The following is a 15,887-nucleotide window of genomic DNA, read 5'->3' as shown; positions in this document are numbered from 1 at the left end:
GTGATGCGCATGAGCAGCACCATCCGGACAGGCAGAACCGTCAAGAGGACCACCCGCGCCGCCGCCACCCTCGCCGTGGCGGCACTCGCCCTCTCGCTCACCGCGTGCGGGGGCGACGACGACAACGGCGGGGGTGACAACGCCGACAAGGGCGGCGGCACCAAGACACCGGCCTCCTCCGTCACCCTCCCGAAGCTGGACGGCGAGAGCCTGGAGGTCGCCGCCGTCTGGACCGGCACCGAGCAGGAGAACTTCAAGAAGGTCCTCGCCGAGTTCGAGAAGCGCACAGGCGCCAAGGTGACCTTCGTGCCGGCCCAGGACCCGATCATCAACTTCCTCGGCTCGAAGATCGCGGGCGGCGCCCCGCCGGACGTGGCGATGCTCCCGCAGCCCGGCGCCATCAAGCAGGCGGTGGACAAGGGCTGGGCCAAGCCGCTGGGCGCCGAGGCGACCAAGGAGCTGGGCGAGAACTACTCGCAGGGCTGGCAGGACATCGGCAAGGTCGACGGCAAGCAGTACGGCGTGTACTACAAGGCCGCCAACAAGTCGCTGATCTGGTACAACGCGCAGGTCTTCGAGAACGCGGGGGCGTCCGAGCCCAAGACCTGGGACGAGCTGCTCAACACGGTCCAGATGGTCTACGACTCGGGCGTCACCCCGTTCTCCGTGGGCGGCGCGGACGGCTGGACGCTCACGGACTGGTTCGAGAACGTCTACCTCTCGCAGGCGGGCCCGGAGAAGTACGACCAGCTGGCCAAGCACGAGATCAAGTGGACGGACCCGTCCGTGAAGCAGGCGCTGACCACTCTCGCGGAGATCTGGGGCAAGAAGGACTTCGTCGCGGGCGGCGCATCCGGGGCGCTGCAGACGGAGTTCCCGGCCTCGGTGACGCAGACCTTCACCGGCGGCGCCCAGCCCAAGGCGGGCATGGTCTACGAGGGCGACTTCGTGCAGGTCAACATCGGTGAGACGAAGGCGAAGGTCGGCACGGACGCGAAGGTGTTCCCGTTCCCGGCCGTGGGCGACACCGCGCCGGTGGTGTCCGGCGGCGACGCGGCCGTGGTCTTCAAGGACTCCAAGGCGGCGCAGGCGCTGGCCACCTGGCTGGCCTCGCCGGACGCGGCGGCGATCCAGGCGAAGCTCGGCGGGTTCCTCTCGCCCAACAAGAGCGTGGACGCGTCCGTGTACCCGAACGAGGTGCAGAAGAAGATCGCCGAGGCCCTGGTCGCGGCCGGTGACGACTTCCGCTTCGACATGTCGGACCAGGCCCCGCAGGCCTTCGGCGGCACCCCCGGCAAGGGCGAGTGGAAGACGCTGCAGGACTTCCTGAAGAACCCGAAGGACGTCGCGGGCGCCCAGGCGAAGCTGGAGGCGGACGCGGCCGCCGCCTACGGAGGCTGACGCGATGACGTCGGCGACGGCGGCGGGAGCCTCACGGGGCCCCGCCGCCCCCAAGTCACCCAAGTCGCGCGGGAGCGTGACCGGCACCCGCAGGTCCGTGGCGGCGCTGTTCCTGCTGCCCGCCCTGGTGCTGCTCGGCGCGCTCGTGGTCTACCCGATCGGGTACTCGCTGATCCGCAGCTTCTACGACCAGTCCGGCGACTCCTTCGCCGGATTCGACAACTACGAGACCCTGTTCACCGACGACGGCATCCGCACCGCCCTGAAGAACAACGTCATCTGGGTGGTGTTCGCGCCGACGGTCGCCACCGCGCTCGGCCTGATCTTCGCGGTGCTGACCGAACGCATCCGCTGGGGCACGGCGTTCAAGCTGGTCGTCTTCATGCCGATGGCGATCTCGATGCTCGCGGCCGGCATCATCTTCCGCCTGGTGTACGACCAGGACCCGGACAAGGGCGTCGCCAACGCGGTGTGGGTCGGGGTGCACGACACCTTCGCCGAGTCGTCCGCGTTCCCGAAGGCGCACCCGGGCCGCGACTCGCCGCTGAAACCAGCCGGCGGCGGTGCGTTCATCACGAAGCAGCCGGTCGGCGCGGGCACCCCGGTCGCCCTGCCCCTCGTGGGCGTCGCCCCCGATCTGATGCCCGACGACGCGAAGACCGCCGCGGTCGCCGAGCCCGAGGACGGCAGGGTCACCGGCACCACCTGGCAGGACTTCACCCGCGGCAAGGGCGTCGGCAAGCCGGGCGGCGTCGACGCGGCCGAGCTGGGCTACGCCGGGATGAAGATCGAGGCGGTCAAGGACGGCGAGGTCGTCGCGACGGCCACGGCGGCCGGGGACGGCACCTTCACGCTGCCCGCCGCGGCCGACGGGGCGCTGCTGAGACTGCCCGCCGACAACTTCAAGGAGCCGTACAACGGCCTGAACTGGCTCGGCCCCTCCCTCGTCACCCCGGCGATCATCGGATCGTATGTATGGATGTGGGCGGGCTTCGCGATGGTGCTGATCGCGGCGGGGCTGGCCGGGGTCCCCAGGGAGCTGCTGGAGGCCGCCCGGGTCGACGGCGCCAACGAGTGGCAGGTCTTCCGACGGGTCACGGTGCCGCTGCTCGCGCCGGTTCTCGCGGTCGTCGTCGTCACCCTGATGATCAACGTGCTGAAGGTCTTCGACCTGGTCTTCATCATCGCCCCGGGCTCCTCCCAGGACGACGCCAACGTGCTCGCCCTGGAGCTGTACCGCAAGGGCTTCGCCTCCGACCAGCCGGGCGTCGCCAGCGCCATCGCGGTGTTCCTGCTCCTCCTGGTCATCCCGGTGATGTGGTTCAACGTACGGCGGCTGCGGCGGGAGGTGCGGCGATGACCGCGGACGCGGGTTCCCTCACCACGGCGGCCGCCCAGCCGCCCGGGACGGTCGTCAAGGCGCGGCAGCCGCTCGGGTCCCGGCTCGCCGAGGCCGCCGGCGGCGGGCTCGTCCGGGTGTTCCTGATCGTGGTGGGCCTGTTCTGGCTGGTCCCGACGATCGGGCTGCTGCTGTCCTCGCTGCGCACGCCCGAGGACATGGCGGCGAGCGGCTGGTGGAAGGTCTTCACCGAGCCGTCGCAGCTCACCTTCCAGAGCTACGAGGAGCTGCTGAAGAACGGCGACATCACCTCGTCCCTCCTCAACACCGCGCTGATCACCGTCCCGGCGACCGTCCTGGTCGTGGTCATCGGGGCGCTGGCCGGGTACGCGTTCGCGTGGATGGACTTCCCGGGCCGCGACTGGTGGTTCCTGGCCGTGGTCGGGCTGCTCGTCGTACCGGTGCAGGTGGCCCTGATCCCGATCGCCGAACTCTTCGGCAAGATCGGCCTGTTCGGCTCGATGCTCGGCGTGATCCTCTTCCACGTCGGCTTCGGCCTGCCCTTCGCGGTGTTCCTGCTGCGGAACTTCTTCGCGGAGATCCCGAGGGAGCTGCTGGAGGCTGCCCGGCTGGACGGCGCGGGCGAACTGCGGCTGTTCGTGCGGGTGGTGATGCCGCTCGGCGGGCCCGCGATCGCGAGCCTGGGCATCTTCCAGTTCCTGTGGGTGTGGAACGACATGCTGGTCGCGCTGATCTTCTCGGACTCCGGGAGCCAGCCGATCACGGTCGCCCTGCAGACCCAGGTGCGGCAGTTCGGCAACAACATCGACGTGCTGGCACCGGGAGCGTTCATCTCCATGGTGGTCCCGCTGGCCGTGTTCTTCGCGTTCCAGCGGCAGTTCGTCTCCGGCGTCATGGCGGGCGCCGTCAAGTAGCCGCCGCGACGCCACCCTTGAGGGGGCCGGCCGGTGTCCGGTCCGCCCCCTCATCCGTACGGGCACAACGTCCCCCGAATGCCCCGGGGACCGTAACCAACTCGCGTCGGCGGCCGTTGCCGGGCAGAACGCCCGCGCCGATCCCGCCGACCCATGGATGTCCCCGTGCCCCGGTTCAGTGTCATCGTTCCCGCGTACCAGGTGCAGGCGTATCTGCACGCGTGCCTGGAGTCGGTGCTGGCCCAGTCGTACCCGGACTTCGAGGTGATCGTGGTCGACGACTGCTCGCCGGACGCCTGCGGCGCGATCGCCGACGAGTTCGCGGCCCTCGACCCGCGCGTCCGCGTCGTACGCCTGGCGCGCAACGAGGGCCTGGGCCCCGCGCGCAACGCCGGGATGGAGCGGGCGGGCGGCGACTACCTGGTCTTCCTCGACGGCGACGACACCCTCACCCCGCACGCGCTGCGCGGCATCGCCGACCGGATCAAGGAGACCGGCGAGCCGGACGTCCTGGTCTACGACTACGCGCGCACGTACTGGACCGGCGAGACGGTCCGCAACCAGGCCGCCGCGCACCTCACCGAGCAGGGTCCGGCGCCGTTCCGGCTCGCCGACCGGCCAGGGCTGCTGAAGCTGCTGATGGTGGCCTGGAACAAGGCGGTGCGGCGGGAGTTCGTCGAGCGCGAGGGCCTCGCCTTCCCGCCGGGCTACTACGAGGACACCCCGTGGACCTACCCGGTCCTGCTGACGGCGGGGTCCGTCGCCACCCTGGACCGGGTCTGCGTGCACTACCGGCAGCGCCTCCGGGGCAGCATCCTCGGCACGCCGGGCGAGCGGCACCTGGACGTCTTCGCGCAGTACGACCGCGTCTTCGCGTTCCTGGACGCGCGCGCGGAGACCCACCCGGCCTCGCGCCGGGAGCTGGACCGCTGGCGGCCCCTCCTGTACCGCCGGATGGCCGACCACCTGACGACGGTGTACACCCGCCCCGACCGCCTCCCGCGCTCCCTGCGCGCCGAGTTCCTGCGCCGGGCCCGCGTCCACTGCCGCCGCTACCGGGTCCCGGGCGCCCCCGCCCCGCTGCCCGTCCGCCTCCGCCACGCCCTGCTCCGCCTGGGCCTGCGCCGCACCTACGCCGCCCTGCGCCTGGCGTCGGCCCTGCGCCGCCGTACGGCGAGGATCACCGCGGGGCTGCTGCGCGCCGCCCGGACCGGCGCCCTGCGCCTGCACTACCGCGTCCAGCGCTGCCTCCCGCTCCGTGCCGACCGCGCCGTCTTCGCCGTCGAGGGCCACCGGGGGTACGGCCGCGACCCGGGGGCGCTGGAGGAGGCGTTCCGCCGGCTCGCCCCGCACGTGCGCACGGCGTGGGCCGCCGCCCCCGTGCACCACCACACCGTGCCGCCCGGCACCCGCCGCCTGACGCCGGGCACGGCCGCCCACTGGACCGCCCTGGCCCGCTCCCGCTACCTGGTGTCAGACGCAGCCTTCGACCCGGGCCTGGTCCGGCGCCGGGGCCAGGTCCTGGTGCAGACGCAGGCCGGGACGCCGCTCAAGCACATGGGCCTGGACCTCCAGGAGCGCCCGGGCGCCGCGCGCGGCACCGACTTCGCCCGGCTGCTGCGCGAGGTCGACACGTGGGACTACGTGGTCTCCGCCAACCGCCACTCGACCCTGACCTGGGAACGCGTCCACCCCGGCGGCTGGACCGCCCTGGAGCACGGGCAGCCGCGCACCGACGTCCTCCAGCGGGCGACGGCGGCGGACGTGGCCCGGCTGCGCGAGACCCTCGGCATCCCCGAGGGCACGGTCGCGATCCTGTACGCGCCCACCCACCGCGACTACCGGCGCACCCAGCGCTCCGCCCTGGACCTGGAGCGCGTCGTGCGCCGGCTCGGCCCGCGCTTCATGGTGCTGGCCCGCGCCCACCCCGCCCACGGCGGCCCGCTCGCCGCCTCCGCCGGCCGGGTGCTGGACGTCAGCGACCATCCGCACGTGGAGTCGCTCTGCCTGGCCTCGGACGCCCTGGTCACCGACTACTCGTCCCTGATGTTCGACTGTGCGGGCCTGGACCGCCCGATCGTGCTCCACGCCGACGAGCCCCAGGCGTACGAGGCGGTCCGCGGCACCTACGTCGATCTGCGGTCCTTCCCGCCGGGCGCGATCGCCCGGGACGAGGACGAGCTGATCGGCGTCTTCGCGAGCGGCGAGTGGCACGGCGCCCGGACGGCGCGGCTGCGGGCCGCCTTCCGCGAGCGGTTCTGCCCGTACGACGACGGCCGCGCCGCCGACCGCGTGGTACGCCGGGTCGTCCTGGGCGAGAGCGACCTGCCGCCGGTCGTGCCGCTCGCCGAGCGCCGCCCGGCTCCCTCGGCCGCATCCGCCCTCGCCCGCACCCCGCTGGCGACGGTGCCGCAACCTGCGGGGCCCCGGACCGTCACCGACAGCCTCTGACCGCCATTTGTCCACCGGGAGTTCCCATGCCCCGCGGTTCGTCGCGGCCCACTCCGTCCCGGCCGCCCACGTGGCGGCCGGCGGGGCGGCCGGGGCCGCCGTCGCGGCCTGCCGGGACCACGAACGAAAGAAGAGAAAGAGCAGTATGCCCCGCTTCAGCATCATCGTCCCGTCCCATGGGGTCGCGGGGCGGCTCTCCCAGGCCCTGGACTCGGTCCTCGGCCAGTCCTTCGGCGACTTCGAGCTGATCCCGGTCTGCGACGGCCCGGAGTGCGCCGCGGCGGACGTCGCCGGGGAGCACGCCGAGCGGGACTCCCGGGTGACGCCGGTGCACTCGCCGCCGTCGGCCGGTCTGGCCGGCGCGCGCAACGCCGGGATGCGGGCGGCGACCGGCGCGTACCTGCTGTTCCTCGACGGCGACGACGTCCTCGTGCCGGGCGCGCTGGCGGCGCTGGACGCGCGCCTCGCGGACACCGGCGGCGTCGACGTCCTGTACTGCGAGTACGAGCGGGTGCCCTGGTGGGAGGGCGAGACCACCAACCCGGCCGCCCCGCTGCTGGCGAAGGCCCCGGACGGCGCCTTCGCCCCCGACCGCGCCCCGCACCTGACCGGCGTGCACCTGCCCGCGTGGAGCGCGGTGCACCGGCGCACCTTCCTCGCCGAGCGCGGACTGGACTTCACCGACGGGCACTTCACGGACGTCGGCTTCGGTGCCCGCGCCGCGGTGCGCGCCGAGCGCGTGGCGGTGCTGCGCTCCGTGGTCGTACGGCACCGGGTGCGGCGCCAGGGCAACCGGCTGAACCTGCCCGGCGAGCACCACGCGGACCTGCTCGACCAGGCCGAACTGGCGCTCACCTACGCCGCCGAGCGGGGCCTGCCGCCCGAGCGGCTCGGCCCGCTGTTCGAGCAGCTCTTCGCCCAGGTCCTGAAGACGGCCACCCACCCCCGGCGCCTGACCCGGCGGGGGCGCCGCGCCTTCTACCGCCGGGCGAGCCGTCTGTACCGGCGCCATCGACCCGCGGGCTTCCGGCCGCCGGGAGGGCGGCTCGGCGTGCAGCACCGGCTGCTGGCGGCGGGCTCGTACGCCGGCTTCCGCGCCCTGCGCGCCGCCAACCGGGCCGCGACCGGCGTCCTCGGCCGCCTGCCGTGGCCGCGGGGACTGCGCACCCGGCTGCGCTACCGCCGCCACCTGCGCCGCCCGCTGGATCCGAACCTCGTCGTGTACTGCGCCTACTGGGGCCGCGGTTACGCCTGCAACCCGGCCGCGATCCACGCCAGGGCCCGCGAACTCGCCCCGCACCTGAAGTCGGTGTTCCTGGTCGAGCCGGACCAGGCGCACACGCTCCCGGCGGGCATCGACCACGCCGTCATCGGCAGCCACCGGTACTGGGAGGTGCTGGCCCGCGCCAAGTACCTGGTGAACAACGCCAACTTCGCCGAGGGCGTCGTCAAGCGCCCCGGCAGCGTGCACGTGCAGACGCAGCACGGCACGCCGCTGAAGACGATGGGCGTGGACCAGTCGCCGTACCCGGTGGTGGCGGCGGCCACCGGCAGCTTCACCAAGCTGCTGGGCCGCGTGGACCGCTGGGACTACAACCTGTCCGCCAACCGGCACTCCACCCGGATGTGGGAGCGGGCCTTCCCCGGCTCCTACGAGCACCTGGAGTACGGCTACCCGCGCAACGACGTCTACTGCACGGCCACCGCGGAGGACGTCGCCCGCGTCCGGCGCGAACTGGGCGTCCCGGAGGGGAAGACGGCGGTCCTGTACGCGCCGACGCACCGGGACTACGAGACCGGGTTCGGGGCGGGCGGCCTGGACCTGGAGGCGTTCTGCGAGGCGGCCGGCGAGGACGTGGTCGTGCTGCTGCGCGCCCACTACTTCTACGACCGGGGCGGGAAGCCGGAGCGCACCGGCCGGATCCTCGACGTGACCGCGCACCGCTCCTCGGAGGACGTGTGCCTGGCCGCGGACGCGCTGGTCACCGACTACTCGTCCATCATGTTCGACTACGCCAACCTGGACCGCCCGATCGTCGTGTACGCCGACGACTGGGACGTCTACCGGGAGACCCGCGGCGTCTACTTCGACCTCATGGCGGCCCCGCCCGGACCGGTGGCGCGCACCCCGGAGGAGCTGGCCCGCGTGTTCGCCGACGGCACCTACGCGGGCCCGGAGTCGACGGCGCTGCGGGCGGCGTTCCGGGAGCGGTTCTGCGAGTTCGACGACGGCCGGGCCGCCGAGCGCGTCGTGCGCCGGGTGCTGCTCGGCGAGCCGCCCGAGACGCTGCCGCCCGTGGTCCCGCTCGACCGGCGCGTCCCGGCGCCCGCCGCCGCCACCCACGAGAGCCTCGCAAGGAGCTGACCCAGCCGTGCCCCGCTTCAGCGTCATCGTCCCCTGCTTCAAGGTGCAGGGCTTCCTGCGCGAGTGCCTCGACTCGGTCCTGGACCAGTCCTTCCGGGACATCGAGGTGATCGCCGTCGACGACTGCTCCCCGGACGGTTCGGGAGCGATCCTGGACGAGTACGCGGCCCGCGACGACCGGGTGCGCGTGCTGCACCTGGAGGAGAACGTCGGCCTCGGCCGGGCCCGCAACGCCGGGATGCCGCACGCCACCGGCGACTACCTCTTCTTCCTCGACAGCGACGACTCCCTCACCCCGGGCGCCCTGCGCGCGATGGCCGACCGGCTCGCGGAGACGGACGACCCGGACGTGCTGGTCTTCGACTACGCGCGCACCTACTGGTGGGGCGGCACCCGGCGCAACGTCCTGGCCCGGGTGCTCGCGGAGGCCGGCGGCGGCACGTTCACGGCGGCCGGGCACCCGGAAATCCTCGACCTGCTGATGGTGGTGTGGAACAAGCTCTACCGCCGCGACTTCGTCGACCGCGAGGGCTTCACCTTCCCGCCGGGCTACTACGAGGACACGCCCTGGACCTTCCCGGTCATGTTCAGCGCGGAGCGGATCGCCGCGCTGGACCGGATCTGCCTGAACTACCGCCAACGCCGCCAGGGCAACATCCTGTCCACCACCAGCCGCAAGCACTTCGACGTCCACGCGCAGTACGAGCGGGTCTTCGCCTTCCTCGACGCCCGCCCGGCACTGGCGGACCGGTGGCGGGCGTTCCTGCACGCCAAGATGGGCGAGCACTGCCTGGACATTCTGTCCAAGCCGGACCGCCTGCCGCCGTCCGACCGGGCCGAGTTCTTCCACCGCACGGCGCAGATGTTCCGCGCGTACCGGCCGAAGGACGCCGCGGTCCCGGCCGAACTCCGGGTGCTGGAGGGGTCGTACGCCGCCTACCGGCTGCGTCGGCAGTCCGGGCGGGCGGTCCGGGAGCTGGAGCGCCGGACGCGGCAGGCACGCGGCACGGCCGCCGGTCGGGCCCGCCGGGCCGCGGCCGCCGTGCTCCCCCGCCGGGCGCTGGACCCGGACCTCGTCGTGTACTCGGCCTTCTCCCACCGGGGCGTGCTCGGCGACCCGGCGGCGATCTACCGCGCGGCCCGGGAGCACGCCCCGCACCTGCGCGGGGTGTGGGTGGTGCGCGACGAGGAGTGCGCGGCGGACCCCGCCCTCGTGCCGCCGGGCACCGAGCACGTGATTCTGGGCAGCGCCGCCTACCGGCGGGTGACCGAGCGGGCGGCGTTTCTCGTCAACAACGTCAACTGGCCCGGCACGGTGGCCAAGCGGGAGGGCAGCGTCCACCTCCACACCCACCAGGGCACCCCGCTCAAGTACATGGGCGTCGACCTGCTGGGCAGGCCCGGCGCCCGGCTCGGCCTGGACGTGCCTCAGATGCTGCGCCGGGCCGACCGCTGGGACCACAGCCTGGTCGCGGGCCGGTATGCGGAACGGATCTGGGAGCGGGCCTACCCCTGCCACTTCACGTCCGCGCGCACCGGCAGCCCGCGCAACGACGTCCTGGTCAACGCCGGTCCGGAGGACGGCCGCCGGGTCCGCGAGCGGCTCGGCGTCCCCGACGGCCACACCGTCGTGCTGTACGCGCCGACCCGCCGCGAGTACCGGCGCGGGGGGCTCGTCGAACGCCTGGACGTGGCCCGGCTCGCCGCCGACCTCGGCGAGCAGCACACGCTGCTGGTCCGGCTGCACCCCTCGCTCGCCACCGGCCCGGCGCGGGGCCTCGGCCTGTCGGAGCTGCACCGGCGGGGCGTGGTGGTCGACGTGACGGACGAACCGCACGTCGAGGACCTGATGCTCGCCTCCGACGTGCTGATCACCGACTACTCCGCCCTGATGTTCGACTACGTCCTCCTCGACCGGCCGATCCTGATCCACGCCGACGACTGGGGGCCGTACGCGGCGACGCGCGGCGCGTACTTCGACATCACCGAGGAGGCGCCCGGGCACGTCTCGCGCTCCTACCGCGAGCTGGCGTGGCTGCTGGCGTCCGGGGCGTGGCGGGACGAGGAGGCGGCGCGGCTGCGGGCGGCCTTCCGGGCGCGGTACTGCGAGTACGAGGACGGCCGGGCCGCCGAGCGGGTGGTGCGGACGCTGCTCCTGGGCGAGCCGATGCCCGGTCCCGAGCCCTCGGGTGTCCCCGGCGCCCGGGGCGTCCCGTCCGGACGCGACCTGCTGCCCTCCACATGAGACCCGGCAGCCGGCTGGGCGGCCGGTTCCTGGGGGTGCTGGTCCTGGCCGCCGTGTTCGCCGCGCTCCAGCTCGCGAACGTCACCGGCCGGGACACCCCCGACACCAAGAACTACCTGTCGTACGCGCTGAGCCTGACCGGCCAGGACAAGCGCGCGGCGGCGACGGCCACCATCGACTACGTGTGCGCGAGCCGGGCGGAGCGGGCCCGCCGGGACCAGAGCGTGCACGTGGTCCGCTTCCACCGCGCCGACCCCACCGACGAGGTGCTGGCCGAGTGCCGCGAGCAGGAGTGGGCGGTGGTCCGGCCACGACTGGCGGCCGGGCAGACCGGCGGGCACACCGTGCCGTACATGCCGGAGCGCTTCACGGCGATCTTCGAGGCGCGGCCCGGCTACCCGGCGTTCCTGGTGCCGTTCGTCCTGGCCTTCGGGGTGACGTGGGGCCTGTGGGCGGCGGGGGTCGTGATCGCGTGCGCGGGCGGGGTCCTGGTCTTCCTGGTCCTGCGCACCCTGGCGGTGCCGGTGCCGCTCGCCCTGACGGGGCAGGCGCTGTACTACGTGCTGCCGTGCGGGACGACCGCGATGCGCCCGATGACCGAGGGCCTGCTGATGGCGCTGACCCTGGCGGCGGTGTGGGGCTGCGCGCTGGTGCTGCGGGCCGGGCGGCCGAGGGCGGGGCTGGCGCTGGTCGCCGGTTCGCTGCTCGCCCTGTTCACGGTGAAGCACTCCCAGGCGCTGTTCCTGGGCGTGTGCTTCGCGGCGGCGGGCGCGGCGATCGCCCTGCGGCGGTACCGGCGACGGGCACGGGGGCGGGGCGGCCCGGCACCCCGGGAGGTACTGGCGCTCGCGGCCGTGGGCCTGGCGGGCGTGGCCGTCACCCTGCTGCTGGCGCGGCTGCTGCACTACCCGTCCGAGTCGGACAGCCTCCAGGACCTGCTCACCGACCACTTCGCCCGCCCCGACCGGAAGCACCCGTGGCCGGAGTTCTGGCAGTTGCAGGGCAACTTCTGGGTGGAGTGGCTCCGCCGGCAGGCCTGGCAGCCGCTGTTCGTGGCGGCGCTGGGCGCCGGGTTGTGGGGCGCGCTGCGGCGCGGGGGCGCGGTCGGCGGCTTCCTGGTCGCGGCGGCGTGCACCGGGATCCTCACGCAGGCCGGGCATCCGGACATCAACATCTGGGGCGAGCGGCTGATCGTGCTGGCGTGGCTGCTGCCGGTGGTGGGGGTTCCGCTGCTGCTGGAGCCGGTGGCGCGGGGCGGCGGCCGGGTGCCGCTGCCGGCGCGGAGTGAGCGGGACCGGGGGGAGCGGGACCGGGCGGAGGCGGTCGGCTGAGCGTCACCCGTTGAGGTGACTTGAGGTCATGGGCGGGACCCCATCGGGAACATACCGCAAATGTCCCGAATGCCCTTTTTTCTGACCGTCCTGTGAGCGCCGGCGTCCTCGTCCGGCGGCCGGTGCGCGGCGCGACGGCGCTGCGCGGCGGCCGCATCTGGCGCCCCACCCCGTACCAGGTCGCCGGTTTCTGCTTCTTCCTCGTGATGACGCTGGCGTACTGGGCGGTGCCGCTGTGCTGCGACGCCGGCCAGCACGCGGCCGTCGTCGAGCGCCTGAAGGCCGACCTCCTCCACCCCCGCCACCCGATGGCCGACCTGCCCGGCGAGGGCAGCGCGTACTACTCGCCGTACGCGGTGGCCGAGGGCGTGTTCGCCCGGCTGACGGGACTGGGCGGCTGGGAGGTGGTGCGGCTCGCCGGGCCGCTGAACCTGCTGGTGCTGCTGACCGGCCTGAACCGCTTCGTGCGGGTGCTGACCCCGCGACCGTGGGCGCCGGTCCTCGCACTGGGCGCGATGACGCTGCTGTGGGGCACGGAGCGGGCCTGGTGGAGCGGGTACCTCGGGCTGATGTCGATGACGGGCAACCTCGGCTATCCGTCGACGTTCGCCATCGGGCTCACCTTCTGGGCCTGGGCGCTGACGGGCGCGCGGGCGAGGGACGCGCGCCCGGTGCGCTACGTGGGCCCGAGCGGGCTGCGCGGCCTGCCCGGATACGCGGCGCTGGGCGGCCTCTACGCGCTGATCCTCCTCGTCCACCCGATCACCTCGGTGGCGGCGGTGCTCGGCGCGGTGGCGCTGGTGGCCGGATGGCAGCGCGGGTGGCGCGGGCCGGTCGCGGGGCGGTGGGCACTGACGGGCGCCGTGGCGGTGGGCGCGGCGGCGGCCTGGCCGTACTTCGACGTGTTCGCGCTGGCCGGCGACGGCAGCGTGGACGCCATGCACCGGGTCCTCTACCTCGACCTGCCCGGGGAGTTCTGGCTGGCGCTGCTCGGACTGCCGGCCCTGTGGGCGCGCGGGCGCCGCTCGCGCCGGGACCCGCTGGTGCTGATGTTCGCGCTGGACTGCGCGGTGGTGGCGTACGGCTGGTTCAGCGGCCACTACACCTACGGCCGCATCCTCGGGCTCACGCTGGTGCCGTTGCAGTTCGCGCTGGCGGTGGAGCTGGCGGCGCCCCGGCCGTGGGGGCGGTGGCGGGCGGTGCTGGGCCGGACGGCGACGGCCGGCGCGCTGCTCGGGTTCCTCACGGTCCACGCGGGGGCGGTGGTGCCGCGCGCCCTGGACCCTGTGGGCTTCGAGCAGCCGCCGCAGTGGCCGACGTACGCGTGGGCGGCCCGGCACATCGGCCCCGGCGAGGTCGTGATCACCGACGGCTACTACGCCGGGCACGCCATCGCCGGGTACGGCCCGAACCTCGCGGCGCCCGCCTGGCCGGACCCGGCGCTGGACGAGCGGGAGCGCGGGCGGCGGGTGGCCGACGTCGAGGCGTACCTCGCGCCGGACTCGACCCGCGCCGAGCGCGCCGCCGTCGTCCGCCGCTACCACGTCCGCTGGCTGCTGCTGACCCGCTGGCACCCGGTGCCCGAGGAGGCGGTGGTGGTGGCGTGGAGCGAACGGACGGGGGAGGTGCTGGCCCGGGTCGGCTGAGCGCCGCTCCCCGGCCGAGGACTACTCGATGACGAGGTCGACCGGGATGTTGCCGCGGGTCGCGTTGGAGTAGGGGCAGACCTGGTGGGCCTGCTCGACCAGCTTGCGGCCGGTCTCCTCGTCGAGGCCGTCGGGCAGCTCGACCCGGAGGGTGACGGCGAGCGCGAAGCCCTCGCCCTGCTTGCCGATGCCGACCTCGGCGGTCACCGCGGCGTCGCTGACGTCGACCTTCGCCGCGCGGCCGACCACACCGAGGGCACTGCCGAAACAGGCGGCGTAACCGGCGGCGAACAGCTGCTCGGGGTTGGTGCCCTGCCCGTTGCCGCCCATCTCGACGGGGATGCCGAGCGCGAGGTCGAGCGTGCCGTCGGAGCTGACGGCGCGGCCGTCACGGCCGTGGGTGGCGGTGGCGGCGGCGGTGTAGATCGCGTCCATGGGAGACCGTCCCTTTCGGAAGGAGACTGCGTGGCTTGACGTCCACAAGTAGAGCACGCAATTCAATTGCGCACAACTAAATGGCGCACAAATCCCGTCCGCTACCCTGGGAGGCATGACCACGCCGCCCGCAACCGACTGGCTCCGCCTGGACCAGCAGATCTGCTTCTCCCTGAACGCCGCGTCGCGCGCCTTCGGCGGCGTCTACCGCGTGGTCCTCAAGGAGCTGGGGCTCACGTACCCGCAGTACCTGGTGATGCTGGTGCTGTGGGAGCACGGCGAGCTGCCCGTGAAGAAGCTCGGCGAGCACCTCCGCCTGGACTCCGGCACCCTGTCGCCCCTGCTCAAGCGGCTGGAGGCGGCCGGTCTGGTCCGGCGCGAGCGCAGCGCGCGCGACGAGCGCTCGGTGGAGGTGCGGCTGACCGGGGAGGGCGCCGCGCTGCGCGAGCGGGCCGTCGAGGTGCCCCGCCGGATCGCCGCGGCGACCGGCCTGGACCTCACCGAGGTCCGCGACCTGCGCGCCCGCCTCGACCGGCTCACGGCGGCCCTGGACGCGTACGGTACCGATCCGGCACCCGCACGGTCCGTGCCGTCCTGACGGGTGCGGGCGCCCGGCGGCTGCCGGGATGACGGATCATGGGACCAAGAACCACCGAACGTAAGGGGACGGCCGCAATGACCTGGCTGATCACCGGCGGCGCCGGATACATCGGGGCGCACGTCGTAAGGGCGATGACCGAGGCGGGCGAGAAGGCCGTCGTCTACGACGACCTGTCCACCGGCATCGCCGAGCGCGTGCCCGACGGTGTCCCCCTGGTGGTGGGCTCGGTCCTCGACGGCGAGCGGGTCGCGCGCGCCCTGGCCGACCACTCGGTCACCGGCGTCGTGCACCTGGCCGCCAAGAAGCAGGTCGGCGAGTCGGTGGACCTGCCGCTGCACTACTACCGGGAGAACGTCGAGGGCCTGCGCGTCCTGCTGGACGCGGTCACGAAGGCGGAGGTCCCGTCCTTCGTCTTCTCCTCCTCGGCCGCCGTGTACGGCATGCCCGACGTCGACCTCGTGACCGAGGAGACGCCGTGCGTGCCCATGTCGCCGTACGGCGAGACCAAGCTGGCCGGCGAGTGGCTGGTCCGGGCCACCGGCAAGGCCTCGGGTCTGGCCACGGCGTCCCTGCGCTACTTCAACGTCGCGGGCGCGGCGAGCCCGGAGCTGGCCGACACCGGCGTCTACAACCTCGTCCCGATGGTCTTCGAGAAGCTGACGGAGTCGGCGGCCCCGCGCATCTTCGGCGACGACTACGCGACCCCGGACGGCACCTGCGTGCGCGACTACATCCACGTCGTCGACCTGGCCGAGGCCCACGTGGCGGCGGCCCGCGCCCTGCAGTCCTCCCCCGGTCGCACCCTCACCCTCAACATCGGCAGGGGCGAGGGCGTCTCCGTCCGCGAGATGATCGACCGCATCAACGCCCTCACCGGCTACGACCAGCCCCCGACGGTCACCCCGCGCCGCCCCGGCGACCCGGCCCGCGTCGTCGCCTCGGCCGACCGCGCCGCCGTCGAACTGGGCTGGAAGGCCAAGTACGACGTCGAGGACATGATCACGTCGGCCTGGGCGGGCTGGGTACGCCTCCACCCGGAGGCGGCCCGGGACTGACACCGGGCCGCGGGGGCACGGAGCACCGGCGCGCCGGGCCACCGGACCGCCCGGTCACCGTGCCGCCGGGTCACCGTGCCGCC

11 protein-coding genes are annotated in these 15,887 nt (G+C 73.7%); 10 read left to right on the top strand and 1 reads right to left on the bottom strand.

Going from position 1 to position 15,887, the window contains the following annotated elements:
* The first annotated feature begins 3 nt into the window (after window positions 1-3).
* The 8 genes from D1J63_RS22555 (at window position 4) to D1J63_RS22520 (ending at window position 13,713) form a co-directional block, all read left to right on the top strand.
* Window positions 4-1,401, top strand: coding sequence for an ABC transporter substrate-binding protein (locus D1J63_RS22555; RefSeq protein ID WP_125631173.1), 1,398 nt, complete (start codon window positions 4-6; stop codon window positions 1,399-1,401).
* A gap of 76 nt (window positions 1,402-1,477) precedes the next feature.
* Entirely contained in the window at window positions 1,478-2,761 is a 1,284-nt protein-coding gene (locus tag D1J63_RS22550) for a sugar ABC transporter permease (RefSeq protein ID WP_125635706.1), read from the top strand.
* Window positions 2,758-3,675, top strand: a complete 918-nt coding sequence (locus D1J63_RS22545) for a carbohydrate ABC transporter permease (RefSeq protein ID WP_125631171.1) — start codon at window positions 2,758-2,760, stop codon at window positions 3,673-3,675. The genes D1J63_RS22550 and D1J63_RS22545 overlap by 4 nt, the downstream gene beginning before the upstream one ends.
* 165 nt (window positions 3,676-3,840) lie before the next feature.
* Window positions 3,841-6,126: a bifunctional glycosyltransferase family 2 protein/CDP-glycerol:glycerophosphate glycerophosphotransferase gene (locus D1J63_RS22540; RefSeq protein ID WP_164712926.1), complete on the top strand. Its 2,286-nt coding sequence runs from the start codon at window positions 3,841-3,843 to the stop codon at window positions 6,124-6,126.
* A gap of 145 nt (window positions 6,127-6,271) precedes the next feature.
* Window positions 6,272-8,491, top strand: a complete 2,220-nt coding sequence (locus tag D1J63_RS22535) for a bifunctional glycosyltransferase family 2 protein/CDP-glycerol:glycerophosphate glycerophosphotransferase (RefSeq protein WP_125631167.1) — start codon at window positions 6,272-6,274, stop codon at window positions 8,489-8,491.
* 7 nt (window positions 8,492-8,498) lie between these two features.
* Window positions 8,499-10,736, top strand: a complete 2,238-nt coding sequence (locus D1J63_RS22530) for a bifunctional glycosyltransferase/CDP-glycerol:glycerophosphate glycerophosphotransferase (protein ID WP_125631165.1) — start codon at window positions 8,499-8,501, stop codon at window positions 10,734-10,736.
* Window positions 10,733-12,067, top strand: a complete 1,335-nt coding sequence (locus D1J63_RS22525; RefSeq protein ID WP_125631163.1) for a hypothetical protein — start codon at window positions 10,733-10,735, stop codon at window positions 12,065-12,067. The genes D1J63_RS22530 and D1J63_RS22525 overlap by 4 nt, the downstream gene beginning before the upstream one ends.
* Before the next feature lie 92 nt (window positions 12,068-12,159).
* On the top strand, window positions 12,160-13,713 hold the full coding sequence (locus tag D1J63_RS22520; protein ID WP_125631160.1) for a hypothetical protein: 1,554 nt from the start codon (window positions 12,160-12,162) through the stop codon (window positions 13,711-13,713).
* A 21-nt stretch (window positions 13,714-13,734) separates the two neighbouring features.
* Here the strand turns inward: D1J63_RS22520 and D1J63_RS22515 are convergent, their stop codons facing one another.
* On the bottom strand, window positions 13,735-14,148 hold the full coding sequence (locus D1J63_RS22515; protein WP_125631158.1) for an organic hydroperoxide resistance protein: 414 nt from the start codon (window positions 14,146-14,148) through the stop codon (window positions 13,735-13,737).
* 115 nt (window positions 14,149-14,263) lie between these two features.
* Between D1J63_RS22515 and D1J63_RS22510 the strand changes: the two genes are divergently transcribed.
* Together D1J63_RS22510 and galE are read left to right on the top strand one after the other, a co-directional pair.
* Entirely contained in the window at window positions 14,264-14,746 is a 483-nt protein-coding gene (locus D1J63_RS22510; RefSeq protein ID WP_125631156.1) for a MarR family transcriptional regulator, read from the top strand.
* Window positions 14,747-14,823: 77 nt separating this feature from the next.
* The gene (gene galE, locus D1J63_RS22505; RefSeq protein ID WP_125631154.1) at window positions 14,824-15,804 is read left to right on the top strand and encodes a UDP-glucose 4-epimerase GalE; all 981 of its coding nucleotides are present in this window, start codon (window positions 14,824-14,826) and stop codon (window positions 15,802-15,804) included.
* Window positions 15,805-15,887: the final 83 nt, after the last annotated feature.

It is taken from the genome of Streptomyces sp. KPB2, from assembly GCF_003950055.1.
Lineage (GTDB): Bacteria > Actinomycetota > Actinomycetes > Streptomycetales > Streptomycetaceae > Streptomyces > Streptomyces salinarius.
The sequence above is the reverse complement of the archived record's forward strand: the minus strand, read 5'-3'. Positions and strand labels throughout refer to the sequence as shown.

What these genes read in the sequence shown, in the direction of transcription:
- D1J63_RS22555 (WP_125631173.1), top strand. Translation starts at nt 4, where the DNA reads ATGCGCATGAGCAGCACCATCCGGACAGGCAGAACCGTCAAGAGGACC.
- D1J63_RS22545 (WP_125631171.1), top strand. Translation starts at nt 2,758, where the DNA reads ATGACCGCGGACGCGGGTTCCCTCACCACGGCGGCCGCCCAGCCGCCC.
- D1J63_RS22535 (WP_125631167.1), top strand. Translation starts at nt 6,272, where the DNA reads ATGCCCCGCTTCAGCATCATCGTCCCGTCCCATGGGGTCGCGGGGCGG.
- D1J63_RS22525 (WP_125631163.1), top strand. Translation starts at nt 10,733, where the DNA reads ATGAGACCCGGCAGCCGGCTGGGCGGCCGGTTCCTGGGGGTGCTGGTC.
- D1J63_RS22515 (WP_125631158.1), bottom strand. Translation starts at nt 14,148, where the DNA reads ATGGACGCGATCTACACCGCCGCCGCCACCGCCACCCACGGCCGTGAC.
- D1J63_RS22510 (WP_125631156.1), top strand. Translation starts at nt 14,264, where the DNA reads ATGACCACGCCGCCCGCAACCGACTGGCTCCGCCTGGACCAGCAGATC.
- galE (WP_125631154.1), top strand. Translation starts at nt 14,824, where the DNA reads ATGACCTGGCTGATCACCGGCGGCGCCGGATACATCGGGGCGCACGTC.